Source organism: Bacillus sp. JJ864, from assembly GCF_036963045.1.
Taxonomy (GTDB): Bacteria; Bacillota; Bacilli; order Bacillales; family Bacillaceae_G; genus Bacillus_A; species Bacillus_A pseudomycoides_C.
In genome coordinates, this window is sequence record NZ_JBALLY010000156.1 from 2,391 (window position 1) to 18,148 (window position 15,758).

15 protein-coding genes and 1 riboswitch are annotated in these 15,758 nt (G+C 36.8%); of the genes, 5 read left to right on the top strand and 10 right to left on the bottom strand.

The features are described 5' to 3' along the window. Nucleotides 1-207: 207 nt before the first annotated feature. From V7024_RS20735 to V7024_RS20745, 3 genes are all read left to right on the top strand, one after another. Nucleotides 208-1,554 (top strand): cytochrome ubiquinol oxidase subunit I, encoded by a 1,347-nt coding sequence (locus tag V7024_RS20735; RefSeq protein ID WP_335523405.1) that lies wholly within the window; start codon nt 208-210, stop codon nt 1,552-1,554. Further along, complete coding sequence (cydB, locus tag V7024_RS20740) at nt 1,544-2,572, top strand: cytochrome d ubiquinol oxidase subunit II (protein ID WP_098917946.1); 1,029 nt, start codon at nt 1,544-1,546, stop codon at nt 2,570-2,572. The genes V7024_RS20735 and cydB overlap by 11 nt, the downstream gene beginning before the upstream one ends. 89 nt (nt 2,573-2,661) lie before the next feature. Then, nucleotides 2,662-3,693, top strand: coding sequence for a YdcF family protein (locus tag V7024_RS20745; RefSeq protein WP_335523408.1), 1,032 nt, complete (start codon nt 2,662-2,664; stop codon nt 3,691-3,693). Nucleotides 3,694-3,746: 53 nt separating this feature from the next. On the opposite strand, the gene V7024_RS20750 is transcribed toward V7024_RS20745, so the two are convergent. From V7024_RS20750 to V7024_RS20780, 7 genes are all read right to left on the bottom strand, one after another. Beyond that, complete coding sequence (locus V7024_RS20750; protein ID WP_335523411.1) at nt 3,747-4,556, bottom strand: DUF4247 domain-containing protein; 810 nt, start codon at nt 4,554-4,556, stop codon at nt 3,747-3,749. Nucleotides 4,557-4,568: 12 nt separating this feature from the next. Then, nucleotides 4,569-5,075, bottom strand: coding sequence for a DUF4178 domain-containing protein (locus V7024_RS20755; protein WP_335523414.1), 507 nt, complete (start codon nt 5,073-5,075; stop codon nt 4,569-4,571). A gap of 22 nt (nt 5,076-5,097) precedes the next feature. Next, nucleotides 5,098-5,502, bottom strand: coding sequence for a DUF350 domain-containing protein (locus V7024_RS20760; RefSeq protein ID WP_306201231.1), 405 nt, complete (start codon nt 5,500-5,502; stop codon nt 5,098-5,100). A gap of 257 nt (nt 5,503-5,759) precedes the next feature. Continuing rightward, complete coding sequence (locus V7024_RS20765; protein WP_335523419.1) at nt 5,760-6,425, bottom strand: PspA/IM30 family protein; 666 nt, start codon at nt 6,423-6,425, stop codon at nt 5,760-5,762. Nucleotides 6,426-6,655: 230 nt separating this feature from the next. Continuing rightward, on the bottom strand, nt 6,656-6,823 hold the full coding sequence (locus tag V7024_RS20770; RefSeq protein WP_335523421.1) for a FeoB-associated Cys-rich membrane protein: 168 nt from the start codon (nt 6,821-6,823) through the stop codon (nt 6,656-6,658). Between the two features lie 16 nt (nt 6,824-6,839). Continuing rightward, entirely contained in the window at nt 6,840-8,828 is a 1,989-nt protein-coding gene (feoB, locus tag V7024_RS20775; RefSeq protein WP_335523422.1) for a ferrous iron transport protein B, read from the bottom strand. After that, a complete protein-coding gene (locus tag V7024_RS20780) occupies nt 8,825-9,052 on the bottom strand; it encodes a FeoA family protein (RefSeq protein WP_098917938.1) in 228 nt (75 codons plus the stop codon). The genes feoB and V7024_RS20780 overlap by 4 nt, the downstream gene beginning before the upstream one ends. A gap of 245 nt (nt 9,053-9,297) precedes the next feature. Beyond that, nucleotides 9,298-9,399, top strand: a riboswitch (TPP riboswitch). Between the two features lie 86 nt (nt 9,400-9,485). Here V7024_RS20780 and thiT point away from each other — a divergent pair. Further along, the gene (gene thiT, locus V7024_RS20785) at nt 9,486-10,085 is read left to right on the top strand and encodes an energy-coupled thiamine transporter ThiT (protein WP_335523427.1); all 600 of its coding nucleotides are present in this window, start codon (nt 9,486-9,488) and stop codon (nt 10,083-10,085) included. Between the two features lie 127 nt (nt 10,086-10,212). On the opposite strand, the gene V7024_RS20790 is transcribed toward thiT, so the two are convergent. From V7024_RS20790 to V7024_RS20800, 3 genes are read right to left on the bottom strand one after another with little or no spacing between them, the layout of a single operon-like run. Then, the gene (locus V7024_RS20790) at nt 10,213-10,863 is read right to left on the bottom strand and encodes a response regulator transcription factor (protein ID WP_335523429.1); all 651 of its coding nucleotides are present in this window, start codon (nt 10,861-10,863) and stop codon (nt 10,213-10,215) included. Next, nucleotides 10,832-12,295 carry a sensor histidine kinase gene (locus V7024_RS20795; protein WP_335523432.1) on the bottom strand — a complete coding sequence of 488 codons (1,464 nt, stop codon included), beginning with the start codon at nt 12,293-12,295 and terminating at the stop codon, nt 10,832-10,834. The genes V7024_RS20790 and V7024_RS20795 overlap by 32 nt, the downstream gene beginning before the upstream one ends. Further along, the gene (locus V7024_RS20800) at nt 12,279-13,181 is read right to left on the bottom strand and encodes a substrate-binding domain-containing protein (RefSeq protein WP_335523435.1); all 903 of its coding nucleotides are present in this window, start codon (nt 13,179-13,181) and stop codon (nt 12,279-12,281) included. Before V7024_RS20800 ends, V7024_RS20795 begins: the two co-directional genes overlap by 17 nt. 731 nt (nt 13,182-13,912) lie before the next feature. On the opposite strand from V7024_RS20800, the gene pgtP reads away from it, so the two are divergent. Beyond that, nucleotides 13,913-15,280, top strand: a complete 1,368-nt coding sequence (gene pgtP, locus V7024_RS20805) for a phosphoglycerate transporter PgtP (protein WP_335523437.1) — start codon at nt 13,913-13,915, stop codon at nt 15,278-15,280. Nucleotides 15,281-15,758: the final 478 nt, after the last annotated feature.

Here is a 15,758-nt window from a genome sequence, read left to right on the forward strand (position 1 = left end):
CCCGATTGGTGAGGGCTAACCATCAGTGGGGCATGCCCCCCACTGATGGAAGTTTCACTTTATCCTAAGAATATAATTTTTCAGATAACAGTCATAATTCTTCCATAATTTCCACACAGTTCTGTAACAACTACCTCATACTTTGCTCATATTTTCACTATAAACTAAATGTAGATAATGAAAATAAAAAAAGGAGTGAATTTTATTATGTCCGACGTTTTGTTACTGAGTCGTTTTCAATTTGCAATTACAATTTTTTATCATTTCTTATTTGTACCGTTAACACTCGGACTTGTTATTTTAGTAGCGTGTATGGAAACGCAATATGCACGTACATTAAATCCAACATATCGAAAAATGGCGAATTTCTGGGGTAAGTTATTTACGATTAACTTCGTAATGGGGATCATCACCGGGATTACGATGGAGTTCCAATTCGGAACAAACTGGTCTGAATACTCCAAATATATGGGAGATATTTTCGGATCTCCGCTAGCAATAGAAGCACTTGTTGCCTTCTTCTTAGAATCTACTTTCATGGGAATTTGGTTGTTCGGTAAAGATAAAGTTTCACCAAAGTTCCGTGCTTTCTCTATGTGGATGGTCGCACTTGGAACAAATATTTCCGCACTTTGGATCATTACAGCGAACGGCTTCATGCAAAATCCAGTTGGCTACGTAGTACGCAATGGCCGTGCTGAATTAAATGACTTTTGGGCACTGGTTACAAATCCATATGCATGGCATATGTTCTTCCACACTGTTGTTGGTTGTTATATCGTTGGTTCATTCTTCGTTATGGCAATTAGTGCATATCACTTACTACGTAAAAATGACGTTGAATTCTTTAAAAAATCATTTAAGTACGGTTTAATATTCGGTTTATTTGCAGCAACTGCAACACCATTCATCGGTCATGAATCCGGTGCTTTCGCGGCGAAAATGCAACCTGCAAAAGGTGCAGCAATGGAAGCTGTTTGGGACACTGGAGAAGGAAAAGGTTTCTCCATTATTCAAATTCCTGATGTGAAAAATGAGAAAAACTTTGAAGCATTAACAATTCCAAAACTCGGCAGCTTCTTCTATACAAATTCATTTGATGGAAAAATTGTCGGTTTAAAAGATATTCCAAAAGACGAGCGTCCAAACGTAAATCTTGTTTATTACAGCTTCCGTTTAATGGTTGCACTTGGCACATTCTTTATGGCACTTACATGGTTTGGTTTCTATTTAAGCCGCAAAGGAAAACTAGAAAACTCAAAACGTTTCTTAAAAATTACAATGTGGTCTGTATTACTTCCATATGTAGCGATTAACGCAGGTTGGATTGTTGCAGAAGCGGGACGTCAGCCTTGGACAGTATACAAACTGATGCGAACAGCAGAATCAGTTTCACCAATTTCTGTACCGCAAATTTGGTTCTCTTTAATTAGCTTAATCTTATTCTACACTTTACTATTAATTGCTGATGTATACCTTATGTTGAAATTTGCGAAAAAAGGACCTGAAGCATTAGAAGAGACTACAAAAGGGGGTGCAGCTCATGTCTCATGATACACTTGCAATTATTTGGTTCGGCTTATGGGGCGTGATTTGGACAGTTTACTTTATTCTCGATGGCTATGCACTTGGTAACGGAATGATTTTCCCGTTCGTTACCAAAGATCGCCAAGAACGCAATCAGTTGCAAGAAGCAATTGGACCGTTCTGGGGCGGAAATGAAGTATGGTTAATTACAGCTGGGGGAGCAACATTTGCTGCTTTCCCAATCACATATGCAAACATGTTCAGTTACTTATACACACCATTGTTCTTAGTATTACTTGCTCTATTTGCTCGTGCAGCAGGACTAGAATTCATGCATAAAGATGATTCACCAGTTTGGCAAACTATTTGTAAATGGACATATGCCGTTGGTAGTTTCTTAATTGCTTTCTTATTCGGTGTTACGTTCGCTAACCTATATTACGGATTACAAATTGGTAAAAATGGCTATGAAGGAAATTTACTTAGCTTATTACACCCTTACGGCATTTTAGGCGGCCTTTTCTTCACAGCAATCTTTGTCGTATCCGGTGCACTTTGGGTTATGATTAAAACGACCGGTGAAGTATCAGATCGTGCTTATAAAATTGCGAAACCATTTTCAATGGCAGCAGCAATTATTCTCGCTATCTTTTACGTCGCAACGTCAAACCTTACAAACTTATTCCAAAACTTTACGGAATATCCTGTACTGTTCTTAATCCCAGCGCTTGCGATGTTAATGAGCGTTATCGCAATGGCGATGGTTTTCAAAAGAAAAATTGGCTTAGCTTTCACATTTGTTTGCTTAACAATTGCTACGTTTATGGCAACTGGTTTTGCTGGTATGTTCCCAAGAATGCTGCCATCTCGCATTAACGATGCATACAGCACAACATTATTCCAAGCAGCAGGTAGTGAATTAAACTTGAAAATTATGTTCTTTGTTGCGATGGTAATGGTACCAATCGTTATTGGCTATCAATTATGGAGCTACACGATCTTTAAAGAGAAAATTCATAAAGACTCTGCAAAAGGGTATCACTAAAATCGCGAACCATCCTCTATCCGGGGATGGTTTTTTTGATATATAATTAAAAAGGAATTTACTAGAAAGTTGAGGTATTTACAAAGGCTATGTTTTTAGAAATCATCACCTTTATTTTACTTATTATTTTTTTATTCTTTTATTTAAGAGATCCAAGAAGTTTAATAATCGGATTTTTATTCAATCTATTTTTTTGCTCATTCCTTATCCTGTTTGTTTATTTAGGTTTTAGCTCCGGTAATGTGATATTTCGAATCATTGCTGCTATCCCTCTTTTCATCATTGGCTTTATGTTAACCTTTGGTATATTCGCTTTAATGATTGGACTATTTCTGAATGCAAGGGTTTTAATGAGAAAAGAAGGACGACGCTTTTCAAATTGTTTAACTTTACTAGCTGGACTAGGTATTTTATTCAGTATAATATGCTTACTATTTAAGCCAATTCAATTTTTATCTCCTTATTTCGGACCAATTTTTAGCGGCGTGTTTTTCATTATGATATATTTCTTTTTCCATTTATCCAACTTCTTAACAGCTTATTTTCTGTATCAATTCAACAGACCAAGACGCAATCAAGATTTCATTATCGTTCTTGGCAGTGGATTAATTAACGATAAAGTGCCACCACTTTTAGCAAGCAGAATTAATAAGGCAATTGATTTTTATTGGAAACAAGCAGCTGTTTCTTTTCCGCCTACAATCATTTTCTCTGGTGGACAAGGCCCTGATGAAAACCTCCCTGAAGCTGAGGCTATGCAAAGGTACGCCGTTGAAAAAGGGATTCCTACCGAGCATACGATAAAAGAAGATCGTTCTGTTAACACGTATCAAAATATGTTATTTTCAAAACAAATTATGGATTCACGAAAAGAAGGGAAATACAAAAGTATCTTTACAACGAATAATTTCCATCTTTTCCGCGCTGGATTATATGCAAAACAAGCCGGACTTAATAGCCAAGGAATCGGTTCAAAAACAGCTTTTTATTACTGGCCAAACGCGATGATTCGAGAGTATATTGCGATTGTTGTCATGGGTCGTAAACGCCATATTAAGGTTGTAGGAGTTATCTTAGGATTCTCCGGACTCCTTACAGCGATTAGTTTTCTATTTTCTTAATCCATACAAGAAAAGCGCAAGAAGCAACTGGTATGCTTCTTGCGCTTTTTTCTTTACCTTCTTTTCGTAACTTTTCCGGAACCGCCAACCTTTGTTTTAGGGGGAGACGTATTCTTCGGTGGGCCTGTTGTTGATGATTTCGGCTTCACATCTGATTCACTAGAACCACCTGGTGATTTTATAATTTTCCCTTTATTCTCCGTAGAAGGCGGAGCATTCTGCGTGCCTTTTTCCGTAATACTTCCCGAATCACCTACAGACGGTTTTTGCTCTACTTTATCACTTCTTTTAATAATAGAGCCTTTGCCTTGTTTCGTAATAGGCGGCGTTGTTTTCTTTTCTTCTTTTGTAGGTGGTCGTTCTTGGATAACCGGTTTATGATTTTGTCTGTCTGTATACCCACGGTAATCGCCGTGATACGATTTACGCGAATCAAATATATCGTCCAGTATGCTTGCTAACAGAAAGCCTTGTAAGAAAGATGGCTGATAATTTTGACGGACAAACTCTTTATTACTGATTTCAATTAATGTGTCAGATGGCTTCTCTTTATCCTTCTGAATGTTGTATATTTTATCAGAATACACAAGGAACATTTGATTTTCGTCTTCTTTAGACGCTTGTTTTGGTTCCTGTTCATCAATTAATTCTTTGGCAACTTGAGGAACTGATTTATTGGCGGCTCGATACACATAAGATTCTTGCTTACCGTCTTTCGCAACTGATTCTAACGGGTAACGATCTTGAATCGACTTTCCATTTTGACATCCCGATAAAGCAAAACCTGCAATTACAAGTAAAATAACAATAGCAAGTATAGCGATGCCGAGCGATTTAATCATGGGAAACAATCGTTTTGACATGATTACGCCCCCTTACGTTGCTCTTATGATTTGTACATCAGCTGAAAGAATCGATTCTCCCTCATACATCATTGTACGTCCATCTTGCCACTCAACGCGAAGCAGCTTTCGATTATCAGATTGGAACTCCCATACGTATTGTTCATCAGATGCTGCAAATGGTGTTTTTCCCATGACGACAACACGCCCGTTATATTGCTCTTCCATATGGTAATCTATATCATCCATTTCAATTGTCGTTGGAATCTCATTGATTGAATCTAATCGTCCATCAATAGGAGTATATAATTTATAATACGTATTTTCGCGATTTTCAATTTTTAAATATCGAATTGTTCTTCCATCTTGCAATGTTAAAACAATTTCATTACGAGAATGCATGCTTGTTTTTCCAACCACTTCATACATGACTAACGAAACTTCAATCATGTCACCAGGCGCTAACGTAAGTACCGTTTTCTCAGGTTTAGCAGGTTCCGGACTTTTTATTATATTTTTAATACGTTTAAATAAACTCATTGACCTACCCATCCTTTTCTCGTTATAGACATGCTGATAAAATAAGGGCACCGACAATATGTAACGAACCCGCTAAGACAGCATGTGCTACATATCCTTGCTTTGTCCCTTCATCTAAATCTAAATTAACTGTTTTTCGCAAAATAAGTTCAACAAACATTTCTACAAATAATAAGATTACAAAAGATACCGCTGATGCAAGTAATGCTTGCCATAAATCGTTTGATTTTGAAATCGATTGCGACAAAATATATCCTTGTGCAAACAACTTCATCGCAAAGCGCGTCGTAACTGCCATATTCCCTTTTTTAATTTCTTCTAAATCTTTATATTTAGTAAAAAGTGAATCAATCCACATCAATAGAAATAAAAGGATCGCACTTGCACCTGTCCATACAAGCATGGCTAAAATGTTCATCCCTGTCATGAAAAAACCACCTCTGAAAAAATAATAGAAAACCGACATGACTTCCTACTATGACATGTCGGTTCCGTTGTCTATTCTCTATAAATCCATCGTAATTTCCTAGCATATAAACCGCGGCCATGAAAACAATAACAGTTCTCCACTCATTCTCTCCTTTTGTTTTCACGCGGTATGGGGCCAAAAAAAGCACTGACCGCTCCTACGCATGATCGGATGCTCTCTCCAACCTAAAAAGAAAAGGTTTTTTCATTTATAGATTATTTCTCATACTGCTTCATAATACGAGCTAATTCATCATCTACAGCTGAGTTTTTGTTTAAACTCGCAAATTCTTCATCTAATGATTTTTCTTTTTTATAAATTTCTCCGCTTGCTTCTGCTTCAGCTTCTAATTGAAGAGCTTTTTCTTCCATGCGGCTTAAACCTGCTTTTGCTGTATTCGCATCAAAACCAGACATTGCCTGATTAATATTCTTTTGTGCTTTTGCTGCGTTCACACGCGCTACAAGCGTTTCACGTTTATTTTTTAATTCTGTTAATTGCTTACGCATTTCTTCTAATTTCGCGCGAAGATTATCAGCAGCCGCTTTATTTTGCTCGTAGCTTGCTTTATACTCATTCATTTTTTGTTCTGCATTTTGCTTTTCTTCTAAAGCACGACGTGCAAGATCAATGTTATTTGCTTGAACAGCCATGTGCGCTTGTTCTTCACGTTTCTTTACAAGTGCTTCTTGCTCTTCAAACAACAGTTTAAATTTTTTCTCAAGAGCAATTTGAGCTGCTACACTTTTCTCCGCTTCTTGTACATCCTCTTGCATATCACGTAAATACTGATCCGTCATTTTAACTGGATCTTCCGCTTTTTCAATTAATGAATACACGTTGGACATCGTTAAATCTCTTAATCGCTTAAATACAGACATTCTAATTCCTCCTAATTAATTGCTTCATATTTCAAATTCAGCGCTTGGAAAACCCGAAAATCTTCCTTTACAGTAAGAATATTCATACCTTAAACCTATGTGTACATTATATCAAAAATAAAGTGTACTTACATCTTGTTTCTTAAATATACAATCCATAATATGACATCCCCATCACAACTTCTAAAAGGTAGATAAAAAAAGCTTTGCGAAATTCGCAAAGCTTTCCTCTATTTATTCACAACTTGTTCCATATCAGTGCTACAAATGTTTGACTGACATGATTTATTAAGAGAACATGCTGCACATTTCCCTTTTTTACTTCGCTTTACGAAGTTCATTAGCGTATATCCTGCATATCCAAAAATGACAGCTCCAATTACGATATTAACTATCATTATGATACATCTCCTTTTAGAATCCGAGCATGGATCCAACTTGGTATATTGCTAGTGTTAATACATATGCAACCACAAGCGGGTAAACAACAGAGAAAATCGTCCACTTTAAAGACCCTGTTTCACGGCGGATAACCGCAACTGTTGCTAAACATGGTACATATAATAAAATAAAGAACATAAACGAATATGCTGATAATGTTGTGAAATGCGTACCAATTACGTTTCCTAATACATCTTCTTTCACAGAATAAATAATTGCCATTGTCGAAACAACAACTTCTTTTGCTAAAAATCCTGTTAACAGTGATGCAGCTGCTTGCCATGTTCCAAACCCAAGCGGCGCAAGAATTGGAGCAAATAACCCGCCAATCATCGCTAAGAAACTATCTCCCATATCTACACCGAATCCAGATGGCCCAGCATAGTTTAATAACCAAATCACAACAGAACCACCAAAGATAAATGTACCTGCTTTACGTACAAATCCTTTTCCTTTTTCCCACGTACTGCGCCATAACGTTTTTGCTTGCGGCACACGGTAAGGCGGAAGTTCAATTACAAAAATAGATTTCTCTTCTTTTAAAACCGTAACGGACATAATTTTTGTAACGAGTAATGCAAGGATAATACCAATAAGATATAAAGAAAATACAACAATCGCTTGACTATGCGGGAAAAAGACTCCAGCAAATAATGCATATACAGGCAGGCGGGCTGAACATGACATAAATGGTGTCACTAAAATCGTAAGCAGCCTCTCTTTCTCCTGTTCAATCGTTCTCGCTGCCATAACGCCTGGTACATTACAGCCAAAACCGATAATCATCGGAATAAACGCTTTTCCGTTTAATCCAAAAAACTCCATAATCCGATCCATTACAACGGCAATACGCGCCATATATCCGGAATCTTCTAGTAATGAAATAAAGAAGAACAACGCAAAAATTTGCGGCACGAATACTAATACCGCACCAACACCAGCAATAATTCCATCTGTAATGAGCGATCGAATGAAATCAGACGCACCAATATTCGTAAGACCTGCTGTTACCCAATCTGTAAATGGACCGCCGACAAATGCATCAAATTGATCCGATAAAGGCGTTCCAATCCATGAAAACGTAACCTGAAAAATTAAAAACATGATTCCTAAAAAGATCGGTAGTCCAAAAATTTTATGCGTAATTAATTTATCAATTCTTTCCGAAAAAGGAATGCTTCCTTCTTTTTCATGACGAATCACATTTGTTTTCAACTTTTCAATATACGCTGCACGTACTCCGTATATATGCTGCTCTAGCGTAACATCCAATTCTGCTTCTAATGCAGAGCGAATTGCTACAAGTTCGTTATATACATGCGACTTAGTGAGTTCTTTCTCTACCACTTCGTTATTTCCTAAAAATTGCAGCGCAAGCCACCTTGCATGCTCATCATTTTCTCGCTGCAATTTCTCCATAACGCGCTGGATTCCTGTCTCTACCGTTTTACCGTATGAAAGAACAAACGGTTTCTGCTCCGCCTTATCGCTTTCATGAAGAGCAGCTAATAATTCCTCGCAGCCTCTTCCACTTCTTGCTATAACGGGAATAACTGTTACACCTAGCATTTCAGATAGCTTCTTGACATCAATCATAATCCCGCGCTGTTTTGCCACATCAATCATATTCAAACCGATAGAAAGTGGTTTTCCAAATTCTAATAATTGCAATGTTAGATGCATATTACGTTCAAATTGAGAGGAGTCCACAATATTTAACATATGATGAAACTCTTCTGTTAATAAAAACCGTGTAACAACCCCTTCATCACGGGATACAGGATTTAAATCGTATATACCTGGTAAATCTATTAACATTCCTTGCTTATTTTTTAACTTACCAATCTTTTTTTCTACGGTTACTCCGCTCCAGTTCCCAACATATTCATAAGAACCAGTAAGCGCATTAAACAATGATGTTTTTCCCGTATTCGGATTTCCTAGCAAAGCAACCTTGTTCACGCTAATTCCACCTTTATCATTTTCGCATCACAATGACGAATAGAGATTAATTGTCCACGGCATTCTAATGTACAAGGACCATTAAGCATTGCCTTTTGTTTTACACAAAGCTCGCAACCTTCAGAAAATCCAAATGAAGCCAAACGGCGTTTTAACAATTTATCAAGAGATTGTAAATCTTTTACACGTACTTTTTCATCTATACTCATATCAACTAAGTTCATAAATTATCCCCCTAAAAAGATAACGATAATTATTATCAATATAAATTATAACATGACTCTCTGAAAAAACACTATACACTATGCTGTGTATTTATTACTATTTTCGTACAATTCCATCTTATTTAACATAAAAATCGTTGCTATGTACGGCCAGTTGCTCTCTCCCTCCCTAAAAAAAGGGTTTTTATTTTCATTTGCCATTCTTAACCATTATTATTACAATAATAGTAACAATCTAAGAATCTCGTTGTCACAGGGGGAGCCTCGTTGCTGAGAGGGAACACTTTGTTCCGACCCTTTGAACCTGTTAGTTAATGCTAACGTAGGAATTGTGCAGACGTATATACATAAGTAGTGATTTATAATTTGTGTATTTCCATCCCTCTATGATAATGGTTCTTCTTTTGTAACTTGGATATAGGGGGACTTTTACATGCGTAACACAAATTTACAAGCAATGATAGAGGCAGCGATTCTCGCAGCATTGGCATTAGTCATCGACATTTTGCCGCTCTCTATTAAACTTCCAACAGGCGGTTCTATCTCATTTGCTATGATTCCAATTTTTATTATTGCTTACCGTTGGGGATTTAAAGCGAGTTTCTTAAGTGGTCTCGTTTGGGGGTTATTACAAATTGTTGCAGGAGATGCATCTATTTTCACACCGGTGCAAGCGTTTATTGAATACTTTATCGCCTTTGCCTTTATTGGCTTTGCTGGATTATTTCATGCACCAATTCAACAAGCAATTGCCAATAAACAAAAAGCAAAAACAATTACGTATATCATTATTGCTACATTTATTGGTAGCTTAGCTCGTTACTTTTGGCACTTCATTGCTGGCTTTATTTTCTTTGGACAATATGCACCAAAAGGACAATCAGCTGTTTTATATTCCTTTATCTTTAACGGCGTTACAATGATTGGTTCTTTCGTATTGTGTGCGGTTCTACTTGTCGTTTTATTTATAACAGCACCGCGCTTATTTACAGGCGTGAATAAGCATTATATAAATACAAAAAACATTGCTTAATCAGCAATATTTAGATGTTCTAATTATTTAAGAGATAGACAAAAATCCCGCTTTTCTAAAGCGGGATTTTTCTGCTACTTTCAATGAATGAAAGGAAAAAATATCTTTTCTCACAAACACCATTCCGTTATATCATGTTGATTAAATTATACTTTATCGCATATTGAACAAGTTCACTTTTCTTAGAAAGATTCAGTTTGTTCAACATTCTCGTCTTATGAGTATCAACCGTTTTTATACTGATCGTTAACTCTTGAGCAATTTCAGACAATGAAAATCCTTTAACAAGATACTGCAATACCTCTCGTTCACGTGGACTTAGAATTACATAAGGATTTCGGGACTCTGTTTCATTTTGTACTCTTTTTAACATCGTTGAAATTTCCTTTGGGCGAAGGTATAAGTACCCATCCATAACAGAATCAATAGCAGTGTATAATTCCTCATCTACAGCTGCTTTAGGGACATAACCTGAAGCTCCCGCGTTCATGATTAACGTTATATAATCCTCATCTTCGTGCATGGTGAGCGCTATGACTTTCGCTTGTTCATAACGTAATTTAATTTCTTTGAGAACCTGGATTCCATCTAAGCGTGGCATAGATATATCCAATATCAAAATATCAGGTTTTAAAATGTCGTAAAGTTGAAGGGCTTCAAGTCCATCAGAGGCTTCACCTACAACTTGTAAGGACGGTCTTTTTTGCAATAGTAGTTTTAAACCTGATCTCATCAAGGCGTGGTCATCAACTAGCATTATGCTGATTGTCTTTTTCATCTTGACACCCTTCTCTCTGTTTTACTGGGATAGACACCATAACTTCAGTCCCACCGATTTTGTGAGTTTTGATAAAAAATGAACCGCCTAGTAATTCAGCTCTTTCCCTCATTCCATATATTCCAATTCGATTTTGCTGGCGAGCTTTTTCAAAATCAGTCTCATGTATACCTTGTCCGTTATCGTGGATACTTAGCTTAATAGAACAATCTTTAATCTCCATATTAATTACAATCTCAGTCGCTACTGTATGTTTCACTACATTAGTAAGACTTTCTTGAACAATTCGGTATAGTGCTACAGCGATATGACTATCTATGGTAGCACTGTCATCATCGGGAACGTGCAAAATTACAGCAAGAGCGAATTTTTCTTCAAACTTTCTTATATATTTCTTTAATGCCGGAATTAAACCTATATCATCAAGGATTGGTGGTCTTAATTCTACCGCTAAATCTCTAATTTCTCGTAAAATATTTGCCGCAGTCTCTCGGCTTACATTAAGTAGCTCCTGTTGTTCAGCATCTTTAGCTTCATTAGCCAAAATACGCATTGTAACCATTAGAAACGTAAGGGCTTGGCTTGTTTCATCATGAAGTTCACGAGAAATTCTTTTTCTCTCCTCCTCATGCGCGGATAATAATTTCAAGATTAACGTATCTCGAAGAGCATCCTTTTCTTGAAGTTCCTTCAGTAATTTTTCTACTGCCGTTCTCGAACTAATCAGGTTATCAGCCATTTCATTAAAAGCCCGCGCTAGTTTTCCAACTTCATCGTCACCCTCTGTTTTAGCCCTTAAGGATAAATTACCGGCTGATATACCTGATGCTATATCAACTAAACTGTTGATTGGTTTGGTAATGATACGAGTTACATAATAAGCTATACCTGCCGCTCCCATGCATACCAAAAATGTAGCGAAAATCAATTCTACTATTTTAGTAAAAATATAGCTTTTCGCTTCTTTTTCTGCCATTCCAACTCTAACAAATCCTACATCTCCACCTTCAATTGGAACAAGTATGTCATGGATATTTCCTTCATCTGAAGTTAATATAGCGGATTTTTCATTATTGCTACCATTAGGCTTATGTGCATTTAATATTCCTTTCGGTAGATGTTTAGAGAATGTATTTCCAATAAGAACATTATTATTGTCAATGACCAGTATATAACGAACGTCTTTATTCGTTTCCTGTGCCCGGGTAATGAGGAGGTGAATCGAATAGTAGTCGTCAGTTAGAATGTAATCCGAAGACAATGCCGCAATATTTTCAGCGATATTTACGCCACGCTTTTTAAGGTCCTCTGTCATCATTTTTGTGAGTGACTCCCAAATGATACATCCCAATAATAGAGCAAGAAAGAGTAGTGAAACGAGGATAGCTCCAAATATCTTCTGGTTTATTTGTAATTTATTTATCCATTTCATAGGTGACCTCATATAACTTAGGTTCAAATGGAACAAAACGATCAATAAACAGCCCCTGAAAAGCTGATTTTATTGGTTCTTGTTCGTGCATGGAAATGAAACTTTCTTTAATAATTTTCTTCTCTTCATCAGGTAAATTACTCCTAACGACAACAGGACCGGTACCAATCGGTTCCGTTTTTTCAATAATTTCCAAATCCTTAACCAGTTCTGGATTTTGACGTTTCGTGCGCTCAAAGACTAAACTATCAACAGCAGCTGCGTCAACAACCTTATTTATCACAGCGCCTAAGGAGCTTTCATGATTATATGTAAAAACATAACGACCGAAGAAATGCTCTGGAGTTTCACTTAATTCAGCTAATTTTTTCCTCACAAAAATATATCCGGAATAGCTGGTTGGATCGGTAAAGGCAACGTTTTTGCCTCTTAAATCATTTATATCGGATATTTCATTTTGGCGGTGTACGACAACATAACCATAGTAATAGGGAACTCCCATTCGTTCTTGCATAGCAATTGCTTCAAGTCCTTCGACATGTTTGTAAGTAATATACGCTCCTGTTGAAAGTATAGCGATGTCAGCGCCTCCATTTATCATCAACATGCTAATCTCATTATAACTCTTGCGCTGGATTAAAATTACAGGTCTATGGAGCTTTTCTCCAATATAATCAGCTATTTTCCTGTAGTACATAATTGTATCAGTCGGTGATAACACACTTGAAATTGCAATCCGTACAGGAGAGGGCTTTCCATCTTGTGAACCAACAGGCATAATTTCAGATTCGGAGAAAACAATTTGAGAGCTTGAACGATCATGCTGACAGCCTATTGCAAGTAAAGTAATAAAAAATATAAAAAAAAGCCTCAACCAATTTGTCATACTTTCCTCCATTCTTACAGGCGAGGAATTTATCCCCTTATTCCTTTGGGATCCTCACCTCAACATCGAGAGACAAGCAAAGAAAACAGATAGGGATAACTACCCGTAAAAACTCGATTGGTGAGAGCTTTCCATAAGTGGGAGATGAAGCTTCCACTTATGGAAGTTTCATTTTATGTATTAATCCGATTTACTGAATCATGCTTGATTCAATGTTTTTGAAGTTTATATTTATATATTACTTCAGAACGATCCACGAAATCTATGGAAGAGTGTATACAACACTACTTTTCGTGTCAGAGTTGTGACAGAAAGTATGTAAATACAAATAAAAAACGTCCGCTTTCTTTTTAGGGACGAGCACAGAAGAGGTTAGGGGCTTTTCTTGCAGTATACAAGGAGTAAAACAAAGAGAGAAAGCGAGTATGGAGCATATTTTATTCTGTATACCAACGACTTATATGCTGAAAAATGAAAACAGATTTAGATAGCTATAAATACTGTCTGTAAGATAAATTCTGATAGACTCTACTATATTATCTTACATAAAATCAGATATTTACTGATAGTTTAACGAATTGGCATATAAGATAATGTAACAAAAGGAGGATGATATAACACAAGTATTTTTGAAAACGTCTCCACCAAGTTAGCACTCTATTGAAATACTAAATTTCATGCTAATCTAAGTTTTTTCTGTAAATCAAAGTAAAGAAATCGAGGTAGATAGTATGTTCTCATTTTTGAAACCTAAAATTGCTACTACAAAAATAGCACCAGATCAGGTTCAAAAAACCTATAAGGTTTTCCGGCTACAATCTTTATTAGGAGTGTTTTTAGGTTACATAGCTTACTATATAGTACGTAACAATTTGGTCTTATCTACTCCTTATCTGAAGGAACAACTCAACCTCAGTGCTACAGAAGTAGGCTTATTAAGCAGTTCCATGCTTATCGCTTATGGAGTTAGTAAGGGTTTGATGAGTAGTTTAGCCGACAAAGCTAATCCTAAAAGGTATATGGCGCTTGGCTTGCTTCTGTGTGCTATGGTCAATATTATGATGGGCTTCAGCACGGCATTCTGGATGTTTGCACTTCTCGTTGTTCTCAATGGACTTTTTCAAGGAATGGGAGTTGGACCTAGCTTTATTACTATTGCAAACTGGTTTCCTCGTAAAGAAAGAGGAACGATCGGTGCTATATGGAATATTTCGCATAATATAGGCGGAGGTATCGTAGCACCTATCGTTGGTGTTAGTTTTGCTATGTTAGGCTCCAATCACTGGCAAGCGGCAAGCTATCAAATTCCAGCCGCAATAGCCATTGTTATTGCACTTATAATACTAACTCTTATTAAAGGCTCACCAGTAAGCGAGGGCTTGCCTCCGTTAAACGAAATTATCAAGGACGAATCCGATGATTCACAAATGCAACAAAAGGCTGATTCAAAACCGCCAGCAGACATGAGTGCTTGGCAGATTTTTAAGAATTATGTTTTATTTAACAAAAATGCATGGTTCGTTTCCTTCGTAGATGTTTTCGTTTACATGGTTCGTTTCGGTATTATAAGCTGGTTACCTATTTATTTATTACATGTGAAACATTTCACTAAGGAAGAGATGAGTGTTGCCTTTTTATTCTTTGAATGGGCAGCTATTCCTTCTACTCTTTTGGCTGGTTATTTATCAGACAAGTTATTCAAAGGGCACCGCATGCCGCCAGCAATCATCGCTATGACAATGATACTTGTCTGTATCATTGGTTACTGGCAAAGCACATCTTTACATTGGGTGACTATCTTCGCTGCCATTATTGGATGCTTAATTTACATTCCACAATTTCTAGCTTCAGTACAAACTATGGAGGTAGTTCCATCTTTCGCTGTTGGCTCTGCAGTTGGCTTGCGAGGTTTTATGAGTTACATCCTAGGTGCATCTTTAGGTACTACCCTCTTTGGTGTAATGGTTGACAAAGTAGGGTGGAATGGTGGCTTCTACGTATTACTAGCAGCAACTATTTGCTGTATCATATGCTGTATATTGGCTCATCGAGGAGCAAAAGAGCTAGAATACAACAAAAAACATGGAATCCAATCCTAAAACAACTCAAAACACGAAAAAAAACGCCCTTTATCTGACCAAAAAAATCAGATAAAGGGCATTTTTTTCTATATTTTTATACTTATTACAGCAAATGCTTAGTAGAGGAAGTATATATAAATTCATTTTGATTTTCTAACATATAAGTCGCTGCTATCCAGAACAAAACGTGACCTACACTCGCTTTCTCCCTTTGTTTGAAACCTCGCATGTGGTAGGAAAAGGCACTGAACGTTTCTATGCATGGCAAGTTGCTCTCGCCCGCCTAAAAAGAGACGGATTTTTATATCGGCTTTTATGTCAGTTTTTCAATTTATATTTATACAAATAAAGTAACTACTCAGCTATACCTTTTAGAAATTTAGAAAAGGGTATGATTCTAGTGAAGATGTGTCTCTCTATTACTTATAAATTCATTTTTTGGCATATAGACTACTGTCATGCAAACCGGGCAGGAGCCTGCACTTATTGTCTACTT